The 24,860-nt window shown below is 44.7% G+C and carries 20 protein-coding genes; 12 read left to right on the top strand and 8 right to left on the bottom strand.

Annotated features, from left to right (window positions below; genetic code table 11):
* Nucleotides 1-510: 510 nt before the first annotated feature.
* Complete coding sequence (locus R7E47_RS00715) at nucleotides 511-1,218, top strand: DUF445 domain-containing protein (RefSeq protein ID WP_005383549.1); 708 nt, start codon at nucleotides 511-513, stop codon at nucleotides 1,216-1,218.
* A 124-nt stretch (nucleotides 1,219-1,342) separates the two neighbouring features.
* Here the strand turns inward: R7E47_RS00715 and R7E47_RS00710 are convergent, their stop codons facing one another.
* A complete protein-coding gene (locus R7E47_RS00710; RefSeq protein WP_005374595.1) occupies nucleotides 1,343-1,819 on the bottom strand; it encodes an Lrp/AsnC family transcriptional regulator in 477 nt (158 codons plus the stop codon).
* A gap of 292 nt (nucleotides 1,820-2,111) precedes the next feature.
* On the bottom strand, nucleotides 2,112-2,360 hold the full coding sequence (locus R7E47_RS00705; protein ID WP_005374593.1) for a hypothetical protein: 249 nt from the start codon (nucleotides 2,358-2,360) through the stop codon (nucleotides 2,112-2,114).
* Between the two features lie 357 nt (nucleotides 2,361-2,717).
* Here R7E47_RS00705 and R7E47_RS00700 point away from each other — a divergent pair, with 357 nt between their 5' ends.
* Together R7E47_RS00700 and R7E47_RS00695 are read left to right on the top strand one after the other, a co-directional pair.
* Nucleotides 2,718-3,251, top strand: coding sequence for a GNAT family N-acetyltransferase (locus R7E47_RS00700; protein WP_258484025.1), 534 nt, complete (start codon nucleotides 2,718-2,720; stop codon nucleotides 3,249-3,251).
* 18 nt (nucleotides 3,252-3,269) lie between these two features.
* Entirely contained in the window at nucleotides 3,270-3,704 is a 435-nt protein-coding gene (locus R7E47_RS00695) for a hypothetical protein (protein ID WP_053303956.1), read from the top strand.
* A gap of 91 nt (nucleotides 3,705-3,795) precedes the next feature.
* Here the strand turns inward: R7E47_RS00695 and R7E47_RS00690 are convergent, their stop codons facing one another.
* Nucleotides 3,796-4,035 carry an RNA recognition motif domain-containing protein gene (locus R7E47_RS00690; protein WP_005374587.1) on the bottom strand — a complete coding sequence of 80 codons (240 nt, stop codon included), beginning with the start codon at nucleotides 4,033-4,035 and terminating at the stop codon, nucleotides 3,796-3,798.
* Between the two features lie 148 nt (nucleotides 4,036-4,183).
* Between R7E47_RS00690 and R7E47_RS00685 the strand changes: the two genes are divergently transcribed.
* Entirely contained in the window at nucleotides 4,184-4,717 is a 534-nt protein-coding gene (locus R7E47_RS00685; protein ID WP_017820066.1) for a GNAT family N-acetyltransferase, read from the top strand.
* A gap of 124 nt (nucleotides 4,718-4,841) precedes the next feature.
* Here the strand turns inward: R7E47_RS00685 and putP are convergent, their stop codons facing one another.
* From putP to R7E47_RS00665, 4 genes are all read right to left on the bottom strand, one after another.
* Nucleotides 4,842-6,335 (bottom strand): sodium/proline symporter PutP, encoded by a 1,494-nt coding sequence (gene putP, locus R7E47_RS00680; RefSeq protein WP_005374582.1) that lies wholly within the window; start codon nucleotides 6,333-6,335, stop codon nucleotides 4,842-4,844.
* A gap of 136 nt (nucleotides 6,336-6,471) precedes the next feature.
* Nucleotides 6,472-7,179 carry a 1-pyrroline-5-carboxylate dehydrogenase gene (locus tag R7E47_RS00675; RefSeq protein WP_005383557.1) on the bottom strand — a complete coding sequence of 236 codons (708 nt, stop codon included), beginning with the start codon at nucleotides 7,177-7,179 and terminating at the stop codon, nucleotides 6,472-6,474.
* An 11-nt stretch (nucleotides 7,180-7,190) separates the two neighbouring features.
* Entirely contained in the window at nucleotides 7,191-10,322 is a 3,132-nt protein-coding gene (gene putA, locus R7E47_RS00670) for a bifunctional proline dehydrogenase/L-glutamate gamma-semialdehyde dehydrogenase PutA (RefSeq protein WP_138939518.1), read from the bottom strand.
* 405 nt (nucleotides 10,323-10,727) lie between these two features.
* Nucleotides 10,728-11,540, bottom strand: coding sequence for an AraC family transcriptional regulator (locus R7E47_RS00665; RefSeq protein WP_053308001.1), 813 nt, complete (start codon nucleotides 11,538-11,540; stop codon nucleotides 10,728-10,730).
* Nucleotides 11,541-12,513: 973 nt separating this feature from the next.
* Between R7E47_RS00665 and R7E47_RS00660 the strand changes: the two genes are divergently transcribed.
* The gene (locus R7E47_RS00660; protein ID WP_017820063.1) at nucleotides 12,514-13,233 is read left to right on the top strand and encodes a PAS domain-containing protein; all 720 of its coding nucleotides are present in this window, start codon (nucleotides 12,514-12,516) and stop codon (nucleotides 13,231-13,233) included.
* A gap of 73 nt (nucleotides 13,234-13,306) precedes the next feature.
* On the opposite strand, the gene pdxH is transcribed toward R7E47_RS00660, so the two are convergent.
* On the bottom strand, nucleotides 13,307-13,942 hold the full coding sequence (gene pdxH, locus R7E47_RS00655) for a pyridoxamine 5'-phosphate oxidase (RefSeq protein ID WP_005374570.1): 636 nt from the start codon (nucleotides 13,940-13,942) through the stop codon (nucleotides 13,307-13,309).
* A 115-nt stretch (nucleotides 13,943-14,057) separates the two neighbouring features.
* Between pdxH and R7E47_RS00650 the strand changes: the two genes are divergently transcribed.
* The 7 genes from R7E47_RS00650 (at nucleotide 14,058) to R7E47_RS00620 (ending at nucleotide 24,647) form a co-directional block, all read left to right on the top strand.
* On the top strand, nucleotides 14,058-15,932 hold the full coding sequence (locus tag R7E47_RS00650; RefSeq protein WP_017634535.1) for an ATP-binding protein: 1,875 nt from the start codon (nucleotides 14,058-14,060) through the stop codon (nucleotides 15,930-15,932).
* Complete coding sequence (locus R7E47_RS00645; protein ID WP_005383565.1) at nucleotides 15,925-17,148, top strand: sigma-54-dependent transcriptional regulator; 1,224 nt, start codon at nucleotides 15,925-15,927, stop codon at nucleotides 17,146-17,148. Before R7E47_RS00650 ends, R7E47_RS00645 begins: the two co-directional genes overlap by 8 nt.
* 173 nt (nucleotides 17,149-17,321) lie before the next feature.
* On the top strand, nucleotides 17,322-18,713 hold the full coding sequence (locus tag R7E47_RS00640; RefSeq protein ID WP_005374562.1) for an HlyD family type I secretion periplasmic adaptor subunit: 1,392 nt from the start codon (nucleotides 17,322-17,324) through the stop codon (nucleotides 18,711-18,713).
* A 114-nt stretch (nucleotides 18,714-18,827) separates the two neighbouring features.
* Nucleotides 18,828-19,511, top strand: coding sequence for a transglutaminase-like cysteine peptidase (locus tag R7E47_RS00635; protein WP_005374561.1), 684 nt, complete (start codon nucleotides 18,828-18,830; stop codon nucleotides 19,509-19,511).
* A 5-nt stretch (nucleotides 19,512-19,516) separates the two neighbouring features.
* Nucleotides 19,517-21,430: an EAL domain-containing protein gene (locus R7E47_RS00630; protein WP_005383568.1), complete on the top strand. Its 1,914-nt coding sequence runs from the start codon at nucleotides 19,517-19,519 to the stop codon at nucleotides 21,428-21,430.
* A 15-nt stretch (nucleotides 21,431-21,445) separates the two neighbouring features.
* Entirely contained in the window at nucleotides 21,446-23,560 is a 2,115-nt protein-coding gene (locus tag R7E47_RS00625; RefSeq protein WP_318083536.1) for a type I secretion system permease/ATPase, read from the top strand.
* A 493-nt stretch (nucleotides 23,561-24,053) separates the two neighbouring features.
* Nucleotides 24,054-24,647, top strand: a complete 594-nt coding sequence (locus R7E47_RS00620) for a mechanosensitive ion channel family protein (protein WP_318083535.1) — start codon at nucleotides 24,054-24,056, stop codon at nucleotides 24,645-24,647.
* The last annotated feature ends 213 nt before the right edge of the window (nucleotides 24,648-24,860 follow it).

Genomic DNA, 24,860 nt, shown 5'->3' with positions numbered 1-24,860 from the left:
GGTTTCTCATATATGAAACACTCTCCATGATAAAGCTCACACTTTTTCTGCTAATATACCGCCTCGTTGCGTATCCATTGCAATGAACACAATACAGAGTATTGAGCCGTCTTCATTTGTCATTTCACTTTTTGAGAAACAGCTATACTCAATAGATGGCTTAGTTATTATATTAACAATAAGGTAATTAGCTTATGTGTAAATGTGGTTCAATGCAGATCGTACAACTCAAACCAAGTTGGGCTGACAAGCTATTTGGCTACTCAGAAAGATGGAAATGCCAACTTTGTTGTAAGATCTACCGCATCTAAAATTAAAAATAGAATCTTAGTTTTTCTAAGAAAAAGCAGTGGCCCGACAATGATTGTCGGGTTTTGTTTTTCTGAGCATTCATTTTTTGTCCCTTCTCTACAAGATTACTCATCACGGCAAAACCTAGCATCTTAATGTGACTTAGGTATAGAATCAGGCCCACTTATTCTTTCCGATATTCATATATAACTGGTCACTATGAACAAAAGTTTGCTAACGAATGTCCTCGCTATCGCTTTGATGGCTGGAGGTCATCAATTACAAAACGACTATCTTTGGTATGCAGGGCTGTTTGCGTTCTCAGGCGCCATCACCAACTGGCTTGCCATCCATATGCTGTTTGAGAAAGTGCCTGGATTATACGGTTCTGGCGTGATCCCCGCGCGATTTGAAGAGTTTAAACTGGCTATCAAAAACTTAATGATGGAACAGTTTTTTACTGAAGCGAACATTGACCGATTCTTGAATAAAGAAATGGCGGGCGGTGTGAACATCGATCTTCAACCAGTAATTGAGAAAGTAGATTTAAATCCAGCATTTGATTCCCTAGTGGAAGTAATTGAAGGCTCTCAGTTTGGTGGCATGCTAGCGATGTTTGGCGGCTCGGAAGCGCTACAACCCATGCGCCAACCTTTCGTCGAAAAGATGCAAGAATCCATCATTGAGTTGAGCAAGAGCGATAACATCAAAGAAGCGCTGAAAGAGCAATTCGAATCTCCTGCAATGATGGATGAGATAAAGCAGAACATTGAAGGTATCATCGATCAACGTTTAAGCGAATTAACACCGGCATTAGTTAAAGAAATGGTGCAAAAGATGATCAAACAACACCTTGGCTGGCTAGTCGTTTGGGGCGGTGTTTTTGGTGGTTTAATTGGCGTTATCAGCACCTTTATCGGGGCATAATCGCTCACCGATTTATTAAAAAGGAGCTTCGGCTCCTTTTTTTATCTTGAAAAAATAATACGCCAAGTCACGCTAAATAATATGCTCAACACATTAGCGCTGCGGTCATAGACATCAGCCTCGCCTAACCAAGGAGCTCAGGGTTCACGCCAAATCCCGTTTTATGTTCTTCAATGACCACTTCACTGCGAGTTTGAATCACGCCCGGAAGCGTGCCTAACTTACTCGACATAAACTCCTGATACGCTTTCATGCTCTTAACACGAACTTTTATCATGGTATCGAAATCTCCAGAGAGCGAGTAGCACTCTTCAATTTCAGGCATCAATTCCACCGCTTTCGCAAACTTTTCAAAAATAGAAAAACTGGTTTGGTCTAAACGAATATGGATGAATACTTGCACATCCAGCCCCAACTTTTCCGCATTCAACTCTGCATGGTAACCATTGATATACCCTTCTTTTTCTAGTCGCTTTACACGGTCAGAACATGGAGAAGTCGTTAAGTTAATCAGCTTTGCTAGTTCTACAACTGGAATTCTGCCTCTCGAATGAAGCACTCTCAAAATATGTAAATCAATCCGGTCCAATTGATAACTCATTAACCCACTTCCTTGTAACCACTTAGAAAGCATCACATTAATCGTTGCTCAAACAATTGCAAACTATCAAATGCACAGCATGTGAAATTCAGCAGAGAATAACCAGAAAACAACGAAGGAGGGAAAGAGCTATGATTATTGCCGCTCACTTAGTAACCGTGATATGAAGAGAAAAAGCAACCTAGCGGCTCACGCGGAGTCGCAAATTTGAAAGCGCATGACACGCCTGTATAGATCTGTCGTTCGGGCAACGCCGCCCTATTTAGCCATTAATCATGGCTATCACTCAGAGTTAGAGTGCGGCCGATGTATGCCGTGTAGGATGTGGAACAACCTCTCCAATTGCACGATGATTACAACAACGGCAGTAGTATTGAGGCTCCATCTCGTAATAATGTTCACCTGATACAAATTTCGCCATCAGCTGTGTAAAACTCACCATTTTGCCTGTTAACGAGTCAACAGACTGAGGCTCGCAACGCTTCATAATCACTTTATGTTGCGTTGATTTTCTACAAGCTGCGCAATATATATCCGGCATTTCTCTTCTCCCTACTTTTTCGTCCTACTGACAATTGACATATTTTGTTCAAAATAATTCCACAATTAAAAAGCTCCTTTAATTTTTTGTGCCCTATCTTCAAAAAATTGAATGAAAGTATCAAAAACTGAGACATTGGTCAGACCTCAACTTTTGTACCATCAATATGAGCAAACGTGCTTATGTGTGTAATAATACGACACATTACACATAAGCAATTGTTCGGGCTTATTATTTAGTAAGGCGCATGACAACTTTACAGCTGGCTAGATCGAGCTTTCGAGACGCCTTGTTATCTTGATTTACCCCGCAAACCAGTTGCTAGCAGCTATAGCCGTCTCATCAAGGAAGAAATGCATGACGATACAACCGATTCTCACTACCGAAAGACTCGTCCTCCGGCCATTCAATATCGATGACTGCCAACAAGTGGCTTTACTCGCTGGAGATAAGCGAATTGCCGACATGACAGCAAACATCCCTCATCCTTATGAGCGACCGATGGCGCAAGCATGGATAGATAGGCACGATCCGATGTATCAGCAGCATCAAGGCGTGGCGTACGCTATTACCTTGCGAAACACTGGGGAGTTACTTGGTGCAGTGAGTTTACCGCGTATCGACGAGGGCTACGGTACATTAGGCTACTGGGTTGGCGTGCCACATTGGGGGAAAGGCTATGCATTCGAGGCCTCCAAAGCCTTACTCGAATTTGCTCGAATACACTTTGAGTTAAACGGAATAACCGTGATGCATTTGGTGGACAATCAGCGTTCTAAATCAGTGATCCAAAAACTAAATATCCCTTACATCGGTGACAAAACATTGCGCATGCAAGGCAAAGAACGAAAGGTTTGTGTCTACCAACTCACGTTCGTCGCTTTTGAATAAAGTCGAGGGATATGTCGGATGATCATCCATGAAACTTCACAAAATCTGCCCAAGAACAACCCTTTCTTGCTAGGAACTGTATTGTTGTCGCTGTTCTATTTTTCCTACCTAGCAGACAAGATCGTCGAGTTTGGACTCGTAGCACTCACAATAATAGGATTGAAACTGCTCTCAACGTACTTCACGCGCCGCGCGTTCAATCCTAAAACGCTAGATATCGATGCAAGCACCAACACCTTGAAGTACCGCCAGGGCTCAACGGTTTACTTCCGTCTACCTCTTGATGACATTGTCAAAGTCCAAATACAGAAAGAGTTCCTCTCTAGCAAAAGTTTGATGCTCTACACAGTCAACGACGCTTACCAAGTGCCGAATTCAGACAATTTCGATTCTCTACAGTTAAAGGATTTAATGAAACAACTTGAAGAGAGAATTGATGATCAATCTCGCTAAAACGAAAAGAGAAGACATTCTAGAATGTTGCCAATTTGGTCTCTAAATAGAAAGACAAAAAAGCCAGCAATAACGCTGGCTTTTCTCTGTATTAGTCTTGTGCGACTTTCACGCGAATTTTGCTTTTTTCTACGTTCGTCAAATTCAGTGCTTCAAGAGCAGAAATGGCTTCTGCTTCGTCCGGCATGATGACAAAACCGAAGCCTTTCGACAAACCCGTGTCTTGATCAAGCACTAGCGAACACAGTTCTACTTTGCCGTACGCTGAGAATAATTTGCGGATATCTTGCTCGGTCATGTGACGAGCCAAGTTTCTTACTAAAAGTTTCATAATGAACCTAGTTGGTTTGATAACGGTTCGATTCTCTCAGTTTCTCTCTGGCAAACCAAGTGAATAATATGACGGCGTTGACTAGATCATTCTAAGTACATCTGTTTAAATGATTTTCCGTTCATTTTTCACCCATAGGAGAGTCGGCATGGAAACGAAACGTCTCAAACTCATCCCTGCTTGTTTAGAACGAGCCGAAGAGGCGCATCAAGCTGTCGTTCGCAGCCAAAAGACTCTCGAAGTCTATCTGCCGTGGGTGCCTCATGTGCTGACATTAGAAGCGATGATAGAAGGGACAGAGAAAGCCATCGCAAACTTTGAAAACTTCGAAGAAGAGCTGCGTTACTACATCATTGAAAAGGAAAGCGATCGCTTACTGGGTGCGGTCGGCTTGATGATTCGAGATCCCGACGTACCATCCTTTGAGATAGGTTATTGGTTAGATAATGCTGCCGTTGGCAATGGTTATGTTGCCGAGGCTGTGCTCGAAGTTGAGCGCTATGCGTTTGATGACTTGGGCGCCAAGAGAATCGCAATTCATGCTGATAGCACCAACCAAAAGAGCCGGGCTGTAGCCGAGCGCTGTGGTTATGAGTTCGAAGGAGAGCTCAGAAACGAACGTCTGACTACATCGGGAGAGTTGAGTAACACCGTTATTTACGCCAAAATTCGTCGCGACTAACACTCCAATCTAACCGAGCAATGCTAAGCTTTGATCTCAAGCTACCACCATTAACGTTAATTAAGTTTCAGATAAAACAAAGCCCGCTAAAATAGCGGGCTTTGTGTTCATATACGGGAAGTTACTAGTCTAGTTCAACCAGTTTTTTCTCGAACGACTGGTGTTGGTCTAACACGTCTTGCGCAGCACCGCCCGTTGCTTTACTTACCACAATGATAGCAAGCGTAGAGAAGATGATGCCCGGTACGATTTCGTACACATCAAACCAACCGCCAGTTAGCTGCTTCCAAACCACGATAGTGATACCACCAACAAGAATACCTGCTAACGCACCGTTACGGTTCATACCGCTCCAGTAAAGGCTAAGTACAACCGCAGGACCAAATGCCGCACCAAAACCAGCCCAAGCGTAAGATACAAGACCAAGTACTGAGCTATCAGGCGTCATCGCTAGGAATAGCGCAACAAGCGAAATAACGATAACACCGATACGACCAATCATTACGATTTCTTCAGAAGACGCTTCTGGCTTGAATACTTGCTTGTAGAAATCTTCTGCAAGCGCTGAAGATGAAACAAGGAGCTGTGAGTCAGCGGTACTCATTACCGCCGCTAGGATTGCTGCTAACAACATACCCGCAACGACAGGGTGGAATACTGCGTTAACCAATAGCATGAAGATCTTCTCACCGTCTTCTAGTTGAGTACCCGGATGACCCGTAACCCAAACCAGACCAACAAGACCAACAAGCATTGCACCAACCATAGATAGTGCCGTCCAAATCACTGCGATACGACGTGCAGTCGTTAGATCTTTGTTTGAACGAGACGCTTTAAAACGCGCTAGGATGTGTGGCTGACCAAAGTAACCAAGGCCCCACGCCGCTAGAGAGATAATGGCAATCGCAGACAATGGTTCGCCTTTCGCGTCATTCCATAGCGTTGCAAGTTCTGGGTTGATGTCATGTAGATCAGAACTTAGCTGACCTAAACCACCGTCCATTACCGCTATAGGAACAATCATTAGCGCAGCCGCCATTAGCAGACCTTGCACTAAGTCAGTCCAAGATACCGCTAGGAAACCACCGAATAGTGTGTAAGAAACGACACACACCGTACCGATGATAACAGCGTAGGTATAATCTAGACCGAATACCGTCTCAAACAGTTTGCCCCCTGCGACCAAACCTGAGCTGGTGTAGAAAAGGAAAAATAGAAGAATGAAAAACGCAGAGATTGTCTGAATCAGTTTCGACTTATCGTTGAAGCGACGTGACAGGAACTCTGGCAACGTTAGCGCGTCAGTTTGGATACTGTAGGTACGGAGGCGTTTTGCACTGATGAGCCAGTTTGCCCATGTACCAAGAAGTAGACCGCCGGCTAACCAGAAGGCCTCGATACCCGCAGCGTACGCATAGCCAGGCAAGCCTAGCAGCAGCCAACCACTCATGTCTGAAGCACCTGCAGATAATGCAGCAGGCCACGGACCTAGGCTACGGCCACCTAGGAAGTAGTCAGATGAATTGGAAGTCCTCTTATACGCGTAAACGCCAATAGCAACCATAATCAGTAAATACGCCACAAAAGTGGACGTGATAGCAAAGCTATTTTCTATCATTAGATAGTCCTCGTTATAATTATTTCCTTCCTTGCCTGCCCTGATATTTTACCGTCTCAGCAATACATCAGAGTATAAAAAACCAATCTGGACCGGCTCTCAGTCCAGTTACTCCAGATTGGCATTACAAGTCAGGTTAGTGAGTTTCGTTCCCCAACTCGAGTAGAGTTGCGTTACCACCCACCGCGGTAATATTTATCGTTCGAGTGCGCTCAGTAATGAAGCGCAACGAGAGATGAGGATCATGAGCCAATTTCGGTGACTCTAAATCCGTTTCAGAAACTAAGCCGACGATTGCACCGTCACGCTTAGCTAGTTGAAGATTGAGCGCATGCTCAACCTGTGAACGCCCAACATAACCCACACTACGTACATCGCTCTCAAGCAACGGGGCAGACGCATCGTACGCAACAACCTGGACTAAGTTAGATGGGAAGTTTGCCAACGCTACAGCTTGCTTAACCAATTGGTTTAGCTCTGCATTGTCACTGCAAACGACCACACTGTTGCCGGCAATTAAGGCACAGGTGATCATCGCAAAAGCACTGTATAACGCATTATCAGCAGGCTCGATGTTGTTTTCACAAATCACCAAAGCCACACCGCGTCCTGCGGCATACAGTTCGTTAGTTTCCCCTGTAGGGCCAACTAACTGGTGAGTTTCTGCAAGAAGAGCTGATGCTTGTTGCAAGTGGTAAGAAACCACTTTGGCAACGGTAGACTGCTGCCCTTCTAGTGCAGATTTAAATGCCAGAACATGCTCGCATTTGTAATCAAAATCAGTCAGATTCCACTGCTCCCACGCAGAGAATGCATCTTTAAAATAGGTGATCTGATGAACCATAATGCGACTCCTTATGCGTTTTCTGCTTGAGCAAGAAGATGTTGAGTAAATCGGAATAGGTAGTGTGGACCACCAGCTTTCGGGCCAGTACCTGACAAGCCTTGACCACCAAACGGCTGTACACCAACCACAGCGCCAACTTGGTCTCGGTTGATGTAGCAGTTACCTACTCGTGCATGTTTCTCAATCCAACGGTACGTGGTTTCGTTACGGCTATGGATACCCATCGTCAAGCCAAAACCCGTTTTGTTGATCTGCGCAACCACGTTCGGTAATTCAGACGCTTTAAAGCGAATAATGTGCAAGATTGGACCAAATTGTTCTTCTTTCAGCACATCGATGCCCGAGATTTCAAACGCACTTGGTGAGACAAAGTCACCATGCTGGCACGATTCATCCAGCTGTAGCTGAGCGACTTTAGTCTGTGTTTTGCTCATTTGCTCAAGGTGAGCGAGGAGTTTTTGTTTTGCATTGCTGTCGATAACCGGACCAACATCTGTTTTGTGTAGGTAAGGTAAACCAACATGCAGTTCATTCATCGCACCCTGAATCAGGTTGATCATACGGTCTGCTACATCTTCTTGTACAAATAGAACACGAAGGGCAGAACAACGCTGACCAGCAGATGCAAACGCCGAACGAATCACATCACGCACCACCTGCTCTGGCAATGCAGTACTGTCCACAATCATTGCGTTTTGGCCACCTGTTTCCGCAATAAACGGAACTGGTTTCGCGCTGCGCTCCGCGAGCGTGACGTTAATGCGTTGCGCCGTTGCCGTTGAGCCAGTGAATGCCACACCAGCAATAGCATCATGAGAAGTCAGTGCATGACCGATCTCAGCGCCGCGACCAGTAAGTAACTGAATCACACCAGCAGGGAAACCCGCATCAAGCATTAATTCAATAGCACGAGCGGCAATTAAGCTTGTTTGCTCAGCAGGTTTTGCAACCACAGTGTTACCTGCAATCAGTGCTGCCGTTACCTGACCAAGGAAGATAGCCAACGGGAAGTTCCAAGGGCTGATACACACAAACACACCAAGACCTTCACGGCTAGAAATGCGTTTCACACCGTCAAAGCCTTCTAGCTCAAATGGCTGTAGGTTTTGCGCTTGTTTCGCGTAATAACGACAGAAATCCACTGCTTCACGAACTTCATCAATACTATCGTGAATCGTCTTGCCCGCTTCTTTGTGACAAATCGCCACCAGCTCAGCCAGATTTTCTTCCATTAAGTCAGCAAGCTTTTCTAAACAAGCCGCTTTTTGCTCAACAGGAACGGTTTTCCAATCAGAGAAAGCAGTTTGCGCCGCATCAATTGCAGCGGAAACATGATCAAGTGTTGCAAATGCCACTTTGCCGACTTCAATTCGGCGATCGTACGGTGCGGTGATGATCTCAGCCGCATTTTCCTTGATCATGCTTTCGGCAAAACGCTCACCATTGATCATCGGGCCTGCAACCCACTGATTGTCCATGAAGCTTTCTACCTGCGCTTCAAATGGCTTCGCCTCACTGTCGATATCAATGTTGACGCCATATGAGTTCTTACGCTCAGGGAAAATATCGGCAGGCAATGGAATTTTGTCGTTGTGTATCGTGTCAAAACCCGTCAACACATCCACAGGGTGATGGGTCAACTCATAAATCGGACAACGCGCATCAACTAGACGGTGTACAAACGAGCTGTTCGCACCATTTTCAAGCAAACGACGAACCAAGTACGGAAGAAGATCAGCATGGCTACCGACAGGAGCATAAATACGTACTGGCTGACCGTACATTTTCATAACATGGTTATACAGTGAATCACCCATACCATGCAGGCGCTGGAACTCGTATTCTTTGTGCTCCGCCATGACAGCAATTGCCGTCACCGTGTGAGCATTGTGGCTTGCAAATTGTGGGTAGATATTACCGCGAACACCTTCGCTAAGTAGGAAACGAGCACAAGCTAGGTATGCAACGTCCGTCGCTTCTTTGCGAGTGTATACTGGGTAATTTGCATAACCCGCTTGTTGAGACCACTTGATTTCGCTGTCCCAGTACGCGCCTTTAACCAAACGCAGAGGAATAACGTCACCTTGTTCTTTTGCGAGTGCATTTAGCCACACCAAGACTGGTAGCGCACGTTTTGAGTAGGCTTGAATAACCAAACCAAACTTGCCCCAACCCTTCACAAGATCGCTACGGTATACTTTCTCAAATAGCTTCAGGGAAAGCTCAAGGCGATCCGCTTCTTCTGCATCGATTGTGATTGCAACGTCGACTTCAATTGCACGTTTCAATAGCTGCATTAGTGAGTCATACAACTCTGTCATTACACGTTCTTCATTTGCAACTTCGTAGCGCGGGTGTAATGCAGAAAGCTTGATGGAAATCGAAGGCGCAGGGCTGGTGTCGTTACCGTAAGTCTCGCGACCCACCGCTTCGATCGCCATTAGGTAATCTTTGAAGTACTTGTTCGCGTCCGCTGTAGTTAACGCCGCCTCACCCAACATATCAAACGAGTAGGTGAAACCTTTGTCGCGCATTGGACGACCGTTCTTCTGCGCTTCTTCGATCGTACGACCACGAACAAACTGGTGACCCATGATCTTCATTGCCTGATACATGGCTTTACGAATCACAGGCTCAGAGAATTTATTTACCAGACGGTTTACAGCCTGACCTGGGCTCTGGGTGCCTTGCTCACCAAGACCAACCACTTTACCTGTTAGCATGAGGCCCCATGTTGATGCGTTAACAAACACAGAGTCAGAGTTCTTCAGGTGAGATTTCCAGTCTGCGACACTCAACTTATCTTTAATCAAAGAATCTGCTGTCGCGGCATCTGGGATGCGCATTAATGCTTCTGCAAGACACATCAGCAAGATACCTTCTTGAGTATCTAAGCTGTATTCCAGCAATAAAGCATCAATCATCTGGATTGACTTCTTATCGGCACGAATGGCTTCGATAAGGTGGGTCGTTTGGGTAGTGATCGCCGATTTTTCATCCTCTGTCGGCGTCGCTAGTGGCAATAGTTGCTCTAGCCATTGAGACTCGTCCACCATATATAATGGCGAGATCAGTGACCACAACTTATCAAGCGGCTGCCCGATAAATTCCGGTGTCAACACGTTCGTAGCTGTAAACATGTGTGTTCCTCAATCTCACTCCTCGAAAACCGCTTCGAGGATTATCAATGGCTGGCAGTGTATTTTGAGGCCGATAAGAATACTTGTCAAAAACTACGACATTTTTGCCAAAAACTCGCTTTTATAACAAAACATCCACATAGTCACATTCAAATAGGTAATATTTTGTGTTGTAAATTTTAATTTTTTCATTGCATTCACAACAAAATATCAAGAATATCAATAAGATTTTTGTGAAGAGCTCGTTCTAAGAGAAAATGTAGGATCAAGTGGCATATCAACCACTGCAAAGAACAGAGAATTTAAAAAAACGAGAGATAGGTCACGTGAATAAAACATAAAAAAACCATGCATAGTGCATGGCTTTATTCTGATTGATGATTATTTGACCTAAAAAACGCGTTGTTATCCAACTTGTTTTTTATAACGGGAAGGTGATATTCCCTGTAAGCGAGTAAAAGTATGAGTAAAAGTACTCTGGCTTGAGAAGCCAGTAAACTCGGCAATTTGCCCTAAAGAAAGGTGCCCTTGCTCGATTAATTCACGAGCCATGTCGATACGCTTTCCGAGAACATATTGATGAGGTGTAATCCCCATCTGCTCTTTAAACAAGCAATGGAACTGACTTTCCCCAAGAAACACTCGCCCGGCCAATTGAGCCACACTAATCTTATGACTCAGGTGCTGCTCAATGTAACGATCAATCGCCTCCAAATCAAAGCGCGACTCTTTTCGACTGGTCTCAAATGCCGAGATATGGCGCTGCATTAACGCAATCACAGTGTCGTTACACGCACGACTTAACAGCAGGTCATCCGGATGCTTTCGCATTTCCTGAACCAACATCTGTATCAGCTTCTGAATTTGACTATCTAACTGGAAGTAGACATGGTCTCTCTCCAGGTTATTGATTTTTTGAAGCATTTCAGGATCATCATTTGTCGGTTTGGGCATATTCAGCACCAAAATATCCGATTGATTGATGACGCCACCGAAAGCATGATCAGAGCATGCGGTGACCACACAACCTTGACCAGGGCCGACAAGATTACCTCGCCCGCGCACTTCAAATTCGGCTTGCCCTTTTAAACCAATCACGATCTGCGTATAAGAATGATCGTGGCAATCCATATAAGACGGAAGTGTGATCAGCTCCGCCGGCTTCGGCAGAATAATCTCTTGATATGAAAGGATTTTTTGGTTATCTGAGTCACTCATTTTAAACAGTCGTCTTTACACGGTCAGCCTACGTCTTCGCATCATATACCTTCTTTGTTGGGTTGCAACTTTTACCCAACTCAATCGACAAGATCAAATCAGCATGATCAAGTTCATTTACATGATCATAGTTCCGGAACGATGATCATGCGAGGTTAATTTACGGTCAGTGAGCAACCAATTTTATTAACAAAAACGGATAGATAGGCAACACCTTACGTATACATAATCAATCAATGTAAAGATCCTTATTACCGAACAATCCGTTATTTTGTAAAACACCGTGCTCCATATTAGATAAGTCGTCCCTGAAACGGATCGAAACCCACGCTTTAAACTCAACATAGAGGGATTTCCCCCCTTACTAATATGCCTCTGATTCAATACATTAGTTATCGAGCTTTAAGATGCATACGATCTAAAGCTCTCGGTATCTCATTGATACCTCTAACTTACTTAGCAGACCCTCGCTAGGTAATTTAGAACCTCTTCTACACGTCGACAAGATTATATCTTGTGTTGCCAGCCCGTCTTCAGGCTGGCTTTTTTTTCGCTTCTCAACAATGAAAACAATAGCATAAGCTGATATCATAGCTTTTGTCTCACTGTCCCTCTCATATGCTTAGGTGCTGCTCTTTCGCTCACAAGTGATATGAACGTCAACCACATTACAACTGAGTTGTAGGAAGCATGATCAAGGACGATACGAGTTGTAAGCCGAACATTAGGCGGACATCCGTGAGCGCACATATCTGTAATGAAACAGACCATTTTCCCAATTAAACTCTTCGTTCCATTTCGTCGTTGTCTATGACTACCTGACGAAAACATCGAACACCACGAATTTAATTGGATTGAGCGCCAATCAACGAACGTGTTCTAGCAACGTAACTGCCTACTTGGCAACATCAATACGAGCCATGTAACACGGACGTCTCTGTATTGGTAAAAGCAGTATGTAGTGAGTCCTTTTGTGAATATTTCAGTCGATACCATAGAACAATCCCTCCTTAAACAGCTACCAGGTTGTTGGGGATGCAAAGATAAAGATTCGGTATTCCTATACGTAAACCAGGAATACGCAGAACTGTTAGGGCACACGTCGCCCGAGGAGTGCTTGGGTAAAACTGATTTTGATATGGCCAGCCCAACCACTGAATGCGCGCAAGAATTTCAACGCCAAGATAAACACGTTCTCGAAACTGGCGAGTCACTAAAAATTCTGGATATCCACCCTTATCCAGATGGCCGCTGGCGAGCACATATATTTACTAAAACACCGTGGCGAGATGACAAAGGCGACATCGTAGGCACCATTTTCTACGGAAGGGAACTCACCGACACCGCCGTGATTGAAGTCGGGTATTGGGTTTGTCGTGCAATCAGTACCAACCCAAATCAACAATCCATCTTTCGTTTCTCTGACTTACAACCAAAACCAGAGAAGCTCACATGCCGCGAGCAAGAAACGCTTTTCCTCTTGCTCTATGGCAAAAAGCCTCAATTTATCTCTCAGGTCATGGGCATATCAACAAAAACCGTTGAAGGTCACGTCGCACGCTTACGTAATAAGTTTGCAGCGAACAGCAAGAACGAGCTAATAGATAAAGCAATGGAAGCAGGCTACGGCTCTGTTGTACCCAAAACGCTGCTTAAGCATCAATTATCGGTTGTGTTGAATGGAGAGCGATAATTCGCATCGCTTCTACCTACAAAAACACCGCCCCAATTCGGCGGTGTTTGTTTATTCATGAGGGACCATAAGCCTATGGCGCTAGACGATCAATGTCCCAACTTCCATCATGTTGGGAGAAAAGAAAACGATCGTGAAGGCGATGTTCGCCACCTTGCCAAAATTCGATGCTCTTTGGTTTTACGCGAAAGCCACCCCAAAAGGTTGGTACTGGTATTTCACCCTTAGCAAACTTCTGTTTTAGCTCTAAAAACTTACCTTCCAACACACCTCTGGCAGAAATACGGCTACTTTGTTTGCTCGCGATTGCGGCCAACTGGCTCTCTTTAGGACGAGAAGTAAAGTATTTCATATTCTCTACGGCGGTAAGCTTTTCAGCCACACCAGTAATATGAACTTGGCGCTCTAACGGATGCCAAGGGAAGTGCAAACTAATATTGCTGTTATGCTCTAGCTGCTGGGCCTTGCGACTGCCTAGGTTGGTGTAAAACACAAAACCATCTTTGTCGACGTTTTTCAATAGAACAATGCGTTGAAACGGCATGCCATTTTCATCAACCGTTGCGACTGTCATCGCAGTCGGGTCCGTTAAACCCGCTTCAACTGCTTGCTCTAGCCACAGATTAAATTGATCAATAGGATCAGCTTTCAAATCTTTACGACGCAGCCCACCTTTGGTGTACTCACGACGAATATCAGCAAGTTCCATCTTTACTCCTTCACTCGTTTTTGTCGATTGTGCTCCCGATACTGAGGAAATACAAGGACATCATTGTGCTTGTTATCGTTGCCGCTCACAGCATCACAGTGCGTCATTTGATACCATGACACAAAAAACCAGTGAGCCGATCGTGAACTTACTCAACCCCAAAGCCCTACGTCATTTTTTACTGCTACTGTGTGCCGTCGGCATTTCAGGGCTTGCGCTTACTCATCATTACGCAACTCAATACCAACATGATCAATGGCAACAAAAGCTAGAGAGACAAGCCGCGCAAGTGTCACAAGAAGTGGACTACGAACTGGCAAAGTTTGAACAGATACCAAACCTATTAAGTCACGACCCAAGACTACTCAAAGCAGTAGAGCGCGGAACGCCCTCTCAAGAGCTCAACCTACTGTTATCAGATTGGTTGAAGCAAAGTTTGGCCGATACGATTTACGTTCATGACCGCACCGGGTTAGTCATAGCCTCAAGTAACTTTCAGCAAGAAGATACGTTTGTTGGCTCTAGCTTTAGCTATCGCCCCTATTTTAAAAATGCGCGACGCGGTGAGCCCGCTCAATATGTTGGATTAGGCGTGCGCTCGAATAAACGTGGGTACTTCTTCTCATCTCCGCTGTGGGTAAATGAGGAAGTCGTTGGCGTGATCACAGTAAAAGTGAACTTGGAGCAATTAGAACAGCGCCTTTCGCAAACCACGACTGACGTACTCATTACAGATAAACACAATGTCGTGTTTATGAGCAATTTACCAGACTGGCGCTATCGTGCACTTTTCCCACTGTCATCGAGTGCAATAAATGAACTTACCGAAACGCGTCAATATGGCGATACCTTACCCGAATATTTTGGTGAGTTAACGGCACACAGTGGTGTCACGGAGTTTGATGACAATCAATTGCTTCTATCACCGAATTACCTCGCATACGCAACACACTTATTGGATAAAGGGTTTCGCGTCGTTGCCTTAATTAACCACAACAGCGTTCTTGCCGCCGTTTTACAGGCCGATATCGTCTTCCTGATCTTATATGCGCTCATTGCTCTAATTGCGTTAGCGTGGTTCCAAACCCTAGTTAACAAAGCACGCCTTGCCCATCTCAATGTGAGCCTAGAAGAAAAAGTAGTGCAACGGACACTAGTTCTGAGTGAAGCCAACCAAAAACTACAACAGACCATCCGCCAATATGAGCAAAGCCAACAAGAGCTTAAACAAACACAACAAGAACTGACGCAAGCCGCGAAATTGGCATTGTTGGGCGAGCTATCAGCCAGTATTAATCATGAGATAAATCAGCCACTTTCCGCACTAAGAACCTATACCGAAAACTCGCAGCGTTTGTTGGCAATGGAAAAATACCCAATGGTCGCCGACAATTTGGGCAAAATGCTGACACTTAATGACACCATTTCGGAAGTCATTGCCCGCTTAAAAGTCTTTACTCGGAAAGCCACGCACGATTCACACAATGAAATCTCAGTACTGCACGACGCGGTACATACTGCCACCAGCATTTTGAGCAACAAGCTTATTAAGCAAGGAGTAACACTAAAAGTTCCGGCCATCGACTATGATGTGAAGCTGGCCATTCACAGCGTTGAATTAGAACAAGTGCTGATCAATCTCTTCCACAACGCGGCACAAGCGATGGAAAACCACTGTATCGATCCGCAAATATCCATTGCTGTTCAGTGTCATGATGACAGTTGCGACATTCTTGTTTCCGATAACGGGCCAGGGATGTCAGACGAAGCCCTAGCAAAAGTGTTCGACCCATTTTTTACGACTAAGCCGGAGGGTCTTGGATTAGGTTTAACAATCTCCAAGCGGATTATAGAGAGCTATCACGGCTCCCTCTGTGCCTATAAACATCAGAACACAGAACAACAAGCAGGAGGCATGACCTTTATCGTGACGCTACCAATAGTCAATCAGAATAAACGTACCCCAGAAGTGGAAAACGACCATGAATAACCCAGTTTTCTTTGTTGATGACGAACCACACATTCGTGATGCCGTGTCTCAAGCCCTGCTGATTGAAGGGATAGACGTCACCTGCTTACCAAACGCAGTAGAAGCCTTACGCGTAATCGACTCAAATACACCTGCGATTATCATTACCGATATCCATATGCCCGTGATGGATGGCTTGGAGTTTATGCGAACTTTGCGAAGCAAAAACGATCACTTTCAATTCATCGTACTTACTGGACATGGAGATGTGAAAACCGCGGTAGATGCGATGAAAAGCGGCGCGTACGACTTTCTAGAAAAACCGTTTTCAACGGAACAGCTCATGAAATCGCTCAACAATGCCAGCGATAAACTGAACTTGTTGCAAGAAAACATCTGGCTTAAGAAAGAGCTCGACATGCAAACTCATGTTGGTCCGAAAATGATTGGTCACAGTAAGGCCATGGTTAGTATTCGTCGCGCCTTGATCAGTGCGCCTACAAGCCAGCCGCTCATTTTTGTAGGTCAAGATGGTACAGGTCGCCGGCTCGCCGCACAATTTGCCCACGACATACATGCAACACCGGATAGTGAGCTAATCGCCGCTTCTGGTGAAGACCTCTATGAGCTTTCATTAGAAGCGCTCGACAAAGCCATACACCGCTTAAGTGAAGGAAAACGCCACTGCAGTTTGTACTTACATAGCGCAGAGCATGTATCATTTGAGCAATGGGAATACTTATTCAAGCACCCAAAACTTGAGCGTGTTTTTGGCGCGACCACCCAAGCCGAGCCACCTCTAAAATCCCTGGCGACTCTAATTCACTTACCGACGCTCGATGAAAGAAAGGAAGATATAGGGCCTTTATACAAGCACTTTGTGCGCCACACAGCGAGTCGATATCAGTTACAGCCGCCACATATCAGCCTAGAAGAGGTCAAACACCTCACCAGTCTCGAATGGCCAGAAAACGTTAAGCAGCTACGCCAATTTGCTGAACTTCGTGCCCTCAAGCCAGATACTTTTAGAATGGAAGATTGGAACAGTGAGAAAAGTCTTGAAATTCAGAGTATGACTCAGCGCACAGAATACTTTGAATATTGCTTGTTATTCGATGCATTGCAAAGACATCGCGGCAGACTCAAAGAGGTTCAACTAGAATTACAGGTATCACGCAAAACCTTGTACGACAAACTAAAAAAACATCAGTTGGATAAAGCCAAGTTCAAGGCGTAATAGCTATACTCCGGCGCTAATTATGCTTTTGTTTGATTTAGAAAGTGTAAGAAAGCTCATTTGAAGAGAGAATAACCCTCTTCTCATATTTTATTAGCCGAGCATGCTGACATGATCGGTTAATAATAATAAGATCAAAAAGATAATCCGTAATTATATAAGCAGGGACTGTGATGAGCCGAGATAACTACAACAAACTCAACGATGAAGAGTTGGATTTTGTTGATGACAAAACTGCAGCATTGCTCCTCAATACCCCCAACAGCGCGCGTTTTATGCTCTGGGTTATGGTGCTATTTTTCATTGCAGCAATAGGTTGGGCATCTTGGGCTGAAATCGACAAAGTCACGGTTGGTCAAGGCAAAGTGATTCCCTCCTCACAGATACAAGTAGTCCAAAACTTAGAAGGTGGCTTAGTCAAAGAAATCTTGGTCAAAGAAGGCCAGTTGGTTGAAAAAGGCCAACAGTTACTGCTTATCGACGACACCCGCTTTCGCTCAGATTTTCGTGAACGTGAGCAACAAGTTGCCAACCTTACCGCATCTGTGCTGCAACTATCCGCTTCTATTAACAGTGTTGCCGTTAATCGTGATTTTGAAACGGAAAACTGGCGTCAAAGTGTACTACTTGATTACGGTAAACTGACCTTCCCACCAACCTTGGAAGAGACTCGACCTCAACTCACACAGCGTCAAAAAGCAGAATATCGCGAAGATCTAGATAATTTACGCAACCAACTTTCTGTTATTGACCAACAAGTGCAGCAAAAGCAGCAGGACTTGGTAGAGATCCAAGCACGAGTAAGGAACTTGCGTCAAAGCTACCAATACGCGAAAAAAGAACTCGATATCACCAAACCTTTGGCAGACGAGGGCGTTGTTCCTCGTATTGAACTGCTCAAATTACAGCGCCAAGTCAACGATACCCGTCGTGAAATGACGTCCAGTGAGCTCAAGATTCCCGTATTGCAATCAGCGATTCGAGAATCCATGCTCAACCGTATTGATGTTGCACTCAAATTCCGCTCTGAACAGCAAGAGAAACTCAACAGCGCCCAAGACCAGTTATCTGCTTTGGTTGAATCAGCGGTGGGCTTGGAAGATAGAGTAAACCGAACGGTTGTGAATTCGCCAGTAACAGGCAAAATCAAAACACTGAACATCAATACTGTCGGTGGTGTTATCCAACCTGGCATGGATATCGTCGAGATCGTACCAACAGAAGACACACTATTGGTAGAGGCGAAAATTGCGCCAAAAGACATCGCATTTTTACGCCCAGATCTTCATGCTATCGTGAAGTTTACAGCTTACGACTTCACAAAGTACGGAGGTTTAGAGGGAGAGTTGGAACATATCAGCGCGGATACCACTCAAGATGAAGAAGGCAACAGCTTCTACATTGTTCGTGTACGCACCGAGAAAACAAACTTTGGTCAAGATGCAGATTTACCAATCATTCCAGGAATGACAGCATCGGTCGATATCATCACAGGGAAGCGAACCGTTTTGGAATATCTACTTAAACCGATTTTAAGTGCCAAAACGAACGCCTTGAAGGAGTAAACCACATTAAGGTACTCGCGATAGGGAGTATTGAGCGATAAGTGATTAAATAAAAAGCACTTATTTCTCACTGACGAACTCTCTAGAAGAGTATACTTGTGATACGAGTCGAATATGCGATCCAATTTGCAGCGTAAAGTTACATTATTAATCAGCTTAAGTTGTTTGTCGTTCCAACTTGGTGCGCTGAACAGTAAAGAACAACGATGGGTCAATACGGTCACAGCGGTGTACGGCGAACGTGCGGGATTGCGCGTAAATACATGGCGAAAGAACCTCGACTTATTTAAACAATTAGAGACTCATGAACAGCTCGCTGGCGTTAACGACTTTTTTAATCAGCTGTATTTCGTTGACGACATAAAACTGTGGGGAAAGACAGATTATTGGGCTACGCCACTCGAATTTTTAGGGAGTAACGCAGGAGACTGTGAAGATTTCACTATTGCTAAGTACTTCTCTTTACTCGAGCTAGGAATACCAGATTCAAAGATGCGGTTAATATACGTAAAAGCCATCGAACTGAATCAGTTTCACATGGTATTAGCTTACTACCCTACCCCAAGTTCTGAGCCGCTCATTCTCGATAATATCAATCCTGACATTGTCCGAGCCTCTAAGCGTAGCGACTTGCTACCGATATACAGTTTTAATGGTACAAACCTGTGGTTGATGAAGTCATCTGCTAGCACTGGAGAGCTGGCAGGGAAAGCATCACGGTTGAGCCTTTGGAATGACTTACGCTCGCGCGAACGTAAGTTGCAGTTAAATAAACCTAAAATTAACTATGACGAGTGAGAAACATGACCCTATATAAGAAGCTTGTGGTGGGGATGGTTACGGTCTTTATACTCTTGTTGGCATCAGTATTCGTAATCCAATTCAACACGACTCGAGACAGCTTGGAGCAACAGCAACGTTCAGAGGTCAACAACACTATTAACACCGTAGGTTTGGCATTGGCTCCTTACCTAAAGGACAAAGATAAAGTCGCGGTTGAGTCCGTGATTAATGCTCTATTTGACGGCAGCACCTACTCCGTTGTTCGTCTTACAGCATTAGATTCTGACTACCAGATCGTGCGTACTTACCCAGTTAAACCAAGTACGGTGCCACAATGGTTTATCGACATGAATCTATTTAAAGCGATTCACGATAAGCGTGTTGTGACCAGTGGTTGGATGCAGCTCGCCGAAGTAGAAATCATTAGCCACCCAGGCGCAGCTTACGAGCAGCTCTGGCAAGGTTTTATTGGCTTGCTGTCTGTATTCAGTGTCATTTTTCTAGCTGGTTTAGTGGCAATTTCATACATCCTACGTCGCTCGCTAAAACCATTAACGGCCATCGTAAATAAAATGCATGAAATCGCGAATAACCAATTTGGTGAACCGCTTGCTCGTCCAAGAACCAAAGATCTTATCGCGGTGGTAGATGGCATTAACATGATGTCTGCTCAAATTGAGCTATCATTCAAAGAGCAAGCCAAAGAGGCGCAACGTCTGCGTGCTCAGGCTTACCTCGACCCTATATCTAAATTGGGTAACCGCTCATTCTACATCAACCAAATTGACCAATGGCTTGCAGAGCAAACGCAAGGGGGTATCGCGCTACTCCATGCTGAATACATTGGGGACATTTACGAGACCAAAGATTACCAACGCGCAGATGCCCACGTTAAAGAACTGTCTCAACGTTTGAAAAACACCATTGATGTACCGGGTGCCACTATTGCTCGCTTGTCTAGTGATGAGTTCGGTTTGCTTTTCCCTCATATGGATGAGAGCGAGTTACGCATTTTATCGGACAGCATCGTCAATTGTGTGAACGGCCTAAATACTGACCCAACAGGCTTAGCAAAACCTAAAGCGTCACTAGGGGTTGCACACAGCAAAGATCAGAAAACGCGCTCTGAAATCCTCTCGATGGTGGACAACGCACTATCGAAAGCCAAAGCGCAACCAGACAAGCCATACGGCTTCATTGGCAGTGATACACCTTCTAGTTTGATGGGTAAACAGCAATGGAAAGCGTTGGTTGAAGAAGCCATTCATAGTGATTGGGTTAAATTCCGTTTCCAAGCTGCGAAAAACACATGGGGTAAAGTATTCCACAACGAAGTATTTTCAAGCATCGAAAAAGATGGTGAAACGTATCGTGCGAATCAATACCTATTCGCACTAGAACAGTTAGACGCCACCAACATCTTTGACCAGTATGTCATTGAATCAATGATTAAGATGCTAGAAAGTGGTGAACTTAATGACCCAGTCGCGATTAACATCGCGCAAAGCAGCTTGTCTCAACCATCGTTTATTCGCTGGACAACTAGCATGCTGGAAAAACACGCCAAAGTGGCCTCTAAGCTACACTTTGAAATTCCAGAGGAATGCTTTATCGATCAGCCTCACCACACAGCACTGTTATGTAATGCCATTCGCCAATCAGGTGCTGAGTTCGGCGTAGATAACTACGGACGTAACTTCCAATCTTTGGAATACATCCAAGAGTTCCGCCCGAACTATGTGAAGCTCGATTACCTATTCACACACAACTTGCACGACGAAAAACAAAAATTCACGCTAACGTCGATCTCTCGTACTGCCCACAACCTTGGTATTACGACTATCGCATCGCGTATCGAAACTCAAATCCAGTTGGATTTCCTCACTGAACACTTTGTTGAGGTATTCCAAGGATTCATCGTCGACAAGGAATAAAAAGGTTTATCAACGATGAAAGACCCTTTACTGAATTCGCTCATCTACGTTAGCCGTTACTATGGGTTAGCTAACTCGCCAGAAGCGCTAGTCAACGGACTACCGCTATCTGACGGTAAACTGACCCCATTTTTGCTACCAAGAGCAGCGGAAAGGGCCGGATTGGTTGCCAAGGAAAACCGCGCAGAGCTGGAGAGCATCTCTAGCCTAATTCTGCCGGCAATCTTAGTTCTTAAAGGCGGTGACTCTTGCGTTCTCAACAGCATCAATATGGAGAAACGCGAGGCCGAAGTCACCACCCTAGAAAGTGGAATGGTGCCGATCTCTATTCCATTAGAAGACCTACTTGAGCAATACACTGGTCGGTACTTTTTAGTTAAAAAGCAATTCCGTTTCGATGAGCGCTCTCCCGAAGTGCTCAAAACCAACGAAGGCCACTGGTTCTGGTCAACCTTGTGGCAGTCAAAACGCATCTACCGTGATGTTTTAATCGCATCACTTCTCATCAACCTCTTTGCGGTTGCCGCTCCGCTATTCACTCGCTTGGTGTACGACAAAGTGGTTCCGAATCTTGCGTTTGAAACCCTATGGGTACTAGCGAGTGGCATCTTTGTCGTGTTCCTGTTTGACTTCATTCTCAAGTCGCTGAGAAATTACTTCATTGATGTGGCGGGCAAGAAGTCTGACATTCTGATTTCATCCAAACTGTTCAGCAAAGTGATGGGGATTAGAATGGAATCGAAGCCGCCTTCGGTCGGTGCCTTCGCTCGCCATTTACAAGAATTCGAATCTATTCGAGAGTTTTTTACTTCAGCGACCGTCAGTGCTCTCATTGATTTGCCTTTTGCCATTTTGTTCTTAGTGATTATATGGCTGATGGCTGGCGATCTTGTGTATGTACCGATGGTGGGCGTGGTCATTTTGATTATTCACTCGCTACTGATACAAGGGCCGCTGCGTCGCTCCATTGAAGAGGGTTCACGCCTAGCATCGCAAAAATATGCCAATTTGATAGAGAGCTTGGCTGGGTTAGAAACCGTAAAAATGCTCAGTGCGCAAAGCCAATTCCAATACCGCTGGGAAGAGGCAGTTGCGCACATGGCGAACTGGAATATAAAAAGCCGCCGAATTACGGATAGCATTCAAAACGCAGCAGGTTTTGTGCAGCAAAGTAGTAACGTAGGGATGATCATCCTAGGCGTTTACTTAATTGCAGAGGGCGACTTAACCATGGGTGGTTTGATTGCCGCAACCATGCTTAGCGGCCGCGCGATTGGTCCTTTGGTTCAGTTATCCTTACTCTCTACGCGCTACAACCAAGCGAAGTCTTCTATGACAATTATCAATCAAGTCATGGAAATGCCGGATGAACAAGAAGAAGGTAAACGTTACATTCACCGCCCAATAGTACAAGGCAAAATTGAACTTGAACGCGTGACCTTCCACTACCCAGATTCACCGGTGGCGTCGATTCGAGATTTGAGCTTGACCATTAACCCAGGCGAAAAAGTAGCGATCATAGGCCGTATCGGTTCGGGTAAAACCACGTTAGAGCGTCTCATCATGGGCTTGTATCAGCCGACGGAAGGTCATGTTCGCATTGATGATACCGACATCGCACAGCTGCATCATGTCGACATTCGCCGTAATATTGGTTGTGTGCCGCAAGATTCGAATCTGTTCTTTGGTTCTATCCGCGACAACATTACGCTAGGTCGCCCATTAACCGATGACCGTGACGTACTAGACGCAGCGAATCGTGCCGGTGTTACTGCGTTTACGCAATCTGACCCAGCGGGCTTAGAACGCCAAGTTGGTGAAGGTGGTGCAATGCTTTCGGGTGGTCAACGTCAAGCAGTCACGATCGCTCGTGCATTTTTGGGGCGTCCTCCTGTTCTACTCATGGATGAACCAACCAGTGCGATGGATAATCGCTCAGAGATGCACATTAAACATCAATTAGCACAGTTGAAACCTAGTGAAACGCTGATTCTGATTACGCACAAAACGTCTATGCTCGACACCGTTGATCGCGTAATTGTGATGGAGAAAGGCAGCATCATTGCAGATGGCCCTAAAGCGCAAGTGCTGAACGATTTGAAACAAGGCAAAGTGCGTGCGGTTAGCTAGCCTGAATTCACATTGATAAAAGACAAAGGCCCCGTTTGACTCATGTTTAACGGGGCTTATTTTATTGGGAGCCCGAGATAGTTAAGTTCTTCAAGCGCGACCCAAACGAGTACAAGGCCAACAATCACGAATAAAATCATAATCGCCTTTTCATCTTCTTCCATTTTTCAACGCCCTAAAAGCTATTTCAATTAATACACCTTAGGTTATCAGGACAAAAGTCATATTCAGCTCGTTTATGAGGAACTAGCATCATAGAATGTCGGATATGGGATACAGCTCAAAGAATGCTCTCTTCAAAATCACGTCAGCTTTGATTGAATATAAGTAATGAAGCCAAAGAGTTCGTAATGCTCACTAAGTCTTTGATTAACTTATATAGTACTCTGTGGTACCTCAACACAGAGACAAATGGTGTAAAGAAAAATTGTGATTACTTACAGCAAAAAATCAGCTATAAAAGCCGCTTTCTAGATATCGTCGAGATGAAGAAATGAATGATTGGATCCCATTAGAGCAAGTGAGCCAGTATTTCACTACGGGCTCCCTCGGTTACAAACTATTGATGGGCATTTTTGTCCTGATCGCGTATCGCATCCTGAAGAGGATTGTAAATCGAGCCATCCTAAATTTGGCAACAACGAAAGGTGTAAAAAAGGCTCGTTTGAGTTTTATTCAGCGCTGTTTCAATGTCGCGCTGCTATTTTTGACCGCCTCTATTTTTGCCATTATCACAGGTATTGGCTATGGCGATGTGTCTTTGTTCCTATCGTCCATTTTTGCCGTATTAGGTGTGGCGTTTATTGCGCAGTGGTCAATTCTGAGCAACATCACTGCCAGCTTTTTGATCTTTTTTGTCTTCCCATACCGAGTGGGTGACCGAATTAAAGTCGTAGACAAAGATGAAGACATCTGCGGTGAGATTCAAGAAATCAGCATGTTTCACGTGTTAATTAAGCACGACAACGGAAACTTAATCACTTACCCAAACAACCAGATTTTGCAAAAAGCAGTGCTAAAGCTGGCAAAAAACAAGCCAGAGCCAAGTAAAGCAAAATCTCGGATTTATACTCGCAGAAAGAAATAACCCACTAAAAAGCCGATGTATCTACATCGGCTTTTTAGTATCACTTGGTGGTCACAAATAACCCAAAGTTAATGGCGAAAAACAGTGAAGAGACAAAACGTATAAGCTGAAGGTCACCACTGTATTCTTTCATGATAAAAGCATGACACATCGCCGAAACCAAAAGCGCCACTTCAACCAAAGGAAGCTTCTTATTTACGAACCTTAAATAAA

It is taken from the genome of Vibrio sp. Vb1026 (assembly GCF_033338745.1).
In the GTDB taxonomy this organism is placed as follows: Bacteria; Pseudomonadota; Gammaproteobacteria; order Enterobacterales; family Vibrionaceae; genus Vibrio; species Vibrio alginolyticus.
This window is presented reverse-complemented; position numbering and strand designations above follow the sequence as displayed.

What these genes read in the sequence shown, in the direction of transcription:
- R7E47_RS00645 (WP_005383565.1), top strand. Translation starts at nt 15,925, where the DNA reads ATGAATAACCCAGTTTTCTTTGTTGATGACGAACCACACATTCGTGAT.
- R7E47_RS00635 (WP_005374561.1), top strand. Translation starts at nt 18,828, where the DNA reads ATGCGATCCAATTTGCAGCGTAAAGTTACATTATTAATCAGCTTAAGT.
- pdxH (WP_005374570.1), bottom strand. Translation starts at nt 13,942, where the DNA reads ATGGAACTTGCTGATATTCGTCGTGAGTACACCAAAGGTGGGCTGCGT.
- R7E47_RS00665 (WP_053308001.1), bottom strand. Translation starts at nt 11,540, where the DNA reads ATGAGTGACTCAGATAACCAAAAAATCCTTTCATATCAAGAGATTATT.
- putP (WP_005374582.1), bottom strand. Translation starts at nt 6,335, where the DNA reads ATGATAGAAAATAGCTTTGCTATCACGTCCACTTTTGTGGCGTATTTA.
- R7E47_RS00705 (WP_005374593.1), bottom strand. Translation starts at nt 2,360, where the DNA reads ATGCCGGATATATATTGCGCAGCTTGTAGAAAATCAACGCAACATAAA.
- R7E47_RS00675 (WP_005383557.1), bottom strand. Translation starts at nt 7,179, where the DNA reads ATGGTTCATCAGATCACCTATTTTAAAGATGCATTCTCTGCGTGGGAG.
- R7E47_RS00640 (WP_005374562.1), top strand. Translation starts at nt 17,322, where the DNA reads ATGAGCCGAGATAACTACAACAAACTCAACGATGAAGAGTTGGATTTT.
- R7E47_RS00695 (WP_053303956.1), top strand. Translation starts at nt 3,270, where the DNA reads ATGATCATCCATGAAACTTCACAAAATCTGCCCAAGAACAACCCTTTC.
- putA (WP_138939518.1), bottom strand. Translation starts at nt 10,322, where the DNA reads ATGTTTACAGCTACGAACGTGTTGACACCGGAATTTATCGGGCAGCCG.
- R7E47_RS00685 (WP_017820066.1), top strand. Translation starts at nt 4,184, where the DNA reads ATGGAAACGAAACGTCTCAAACTCATCCCTGCTTGTTTAGAACGAGCC.
- R7E47_RS00625 (WP_318083536.1), top strand. Translation starts at nt 21,446, where the DNA reads ATGAAAGACCCTTTACTGAATTCGCTCATCTACGTTAGCCGTTACTAT.
- R7E47_RS00630 (WP_005383568.1), top strand. Translation starts at nt 19,517, where the DNA reads ATGACCCTATATAAGAAGCTTGTGGTGGGGATGGTTACGGTCTTTATA.
- R7E47_RS00715 (WP_005383549.1), top strand. Translation starts at nt 511, where the DNA reads ATGAACAAAAGTTTGCTAACGAATGTCCTCGCTATCGCTTTGATGGCT.
- R7E47_RS00710 (WP_005374595.1), bottom strand. Translation starts at nt 1,819, where the DNA reads ATGAGTTATCAATTGGACCGGATTGATTTACATATTTTGAGAGTGCTT.
- R7E47_RS00690 (WP_005374587.1), bottom strand. Translation starts at nt 4,035, where the DNA reads ATGAAACTTTTAGTAAGAAACTTGGCTCGTCACATGACCGAGCAAGAT.
- R7E47_RS00650 (WP_017634535.1), top strand. Translation starts at nt 14,058, where the DNA reads ATGACACAAAAAACCAGTGAGCCGATCGTGAACTTACTCAACCCCAAA.
- R7E47_RS00700 (WP_258484025.1), top strand. Translation starts at nt 2,718, where the DNA reads ATGACGATACAACCGATTCTCACTACCGAAAGACTCGTCCTCCGGCCA.
- R7E47_RS00620 (WP_318083535.1), top strand. Translation starts at nt 24,054, where the DNA reads ATGAATGATTGGATCCCATTAGAGCAAGTGAGCCAGTATTTCACTACG.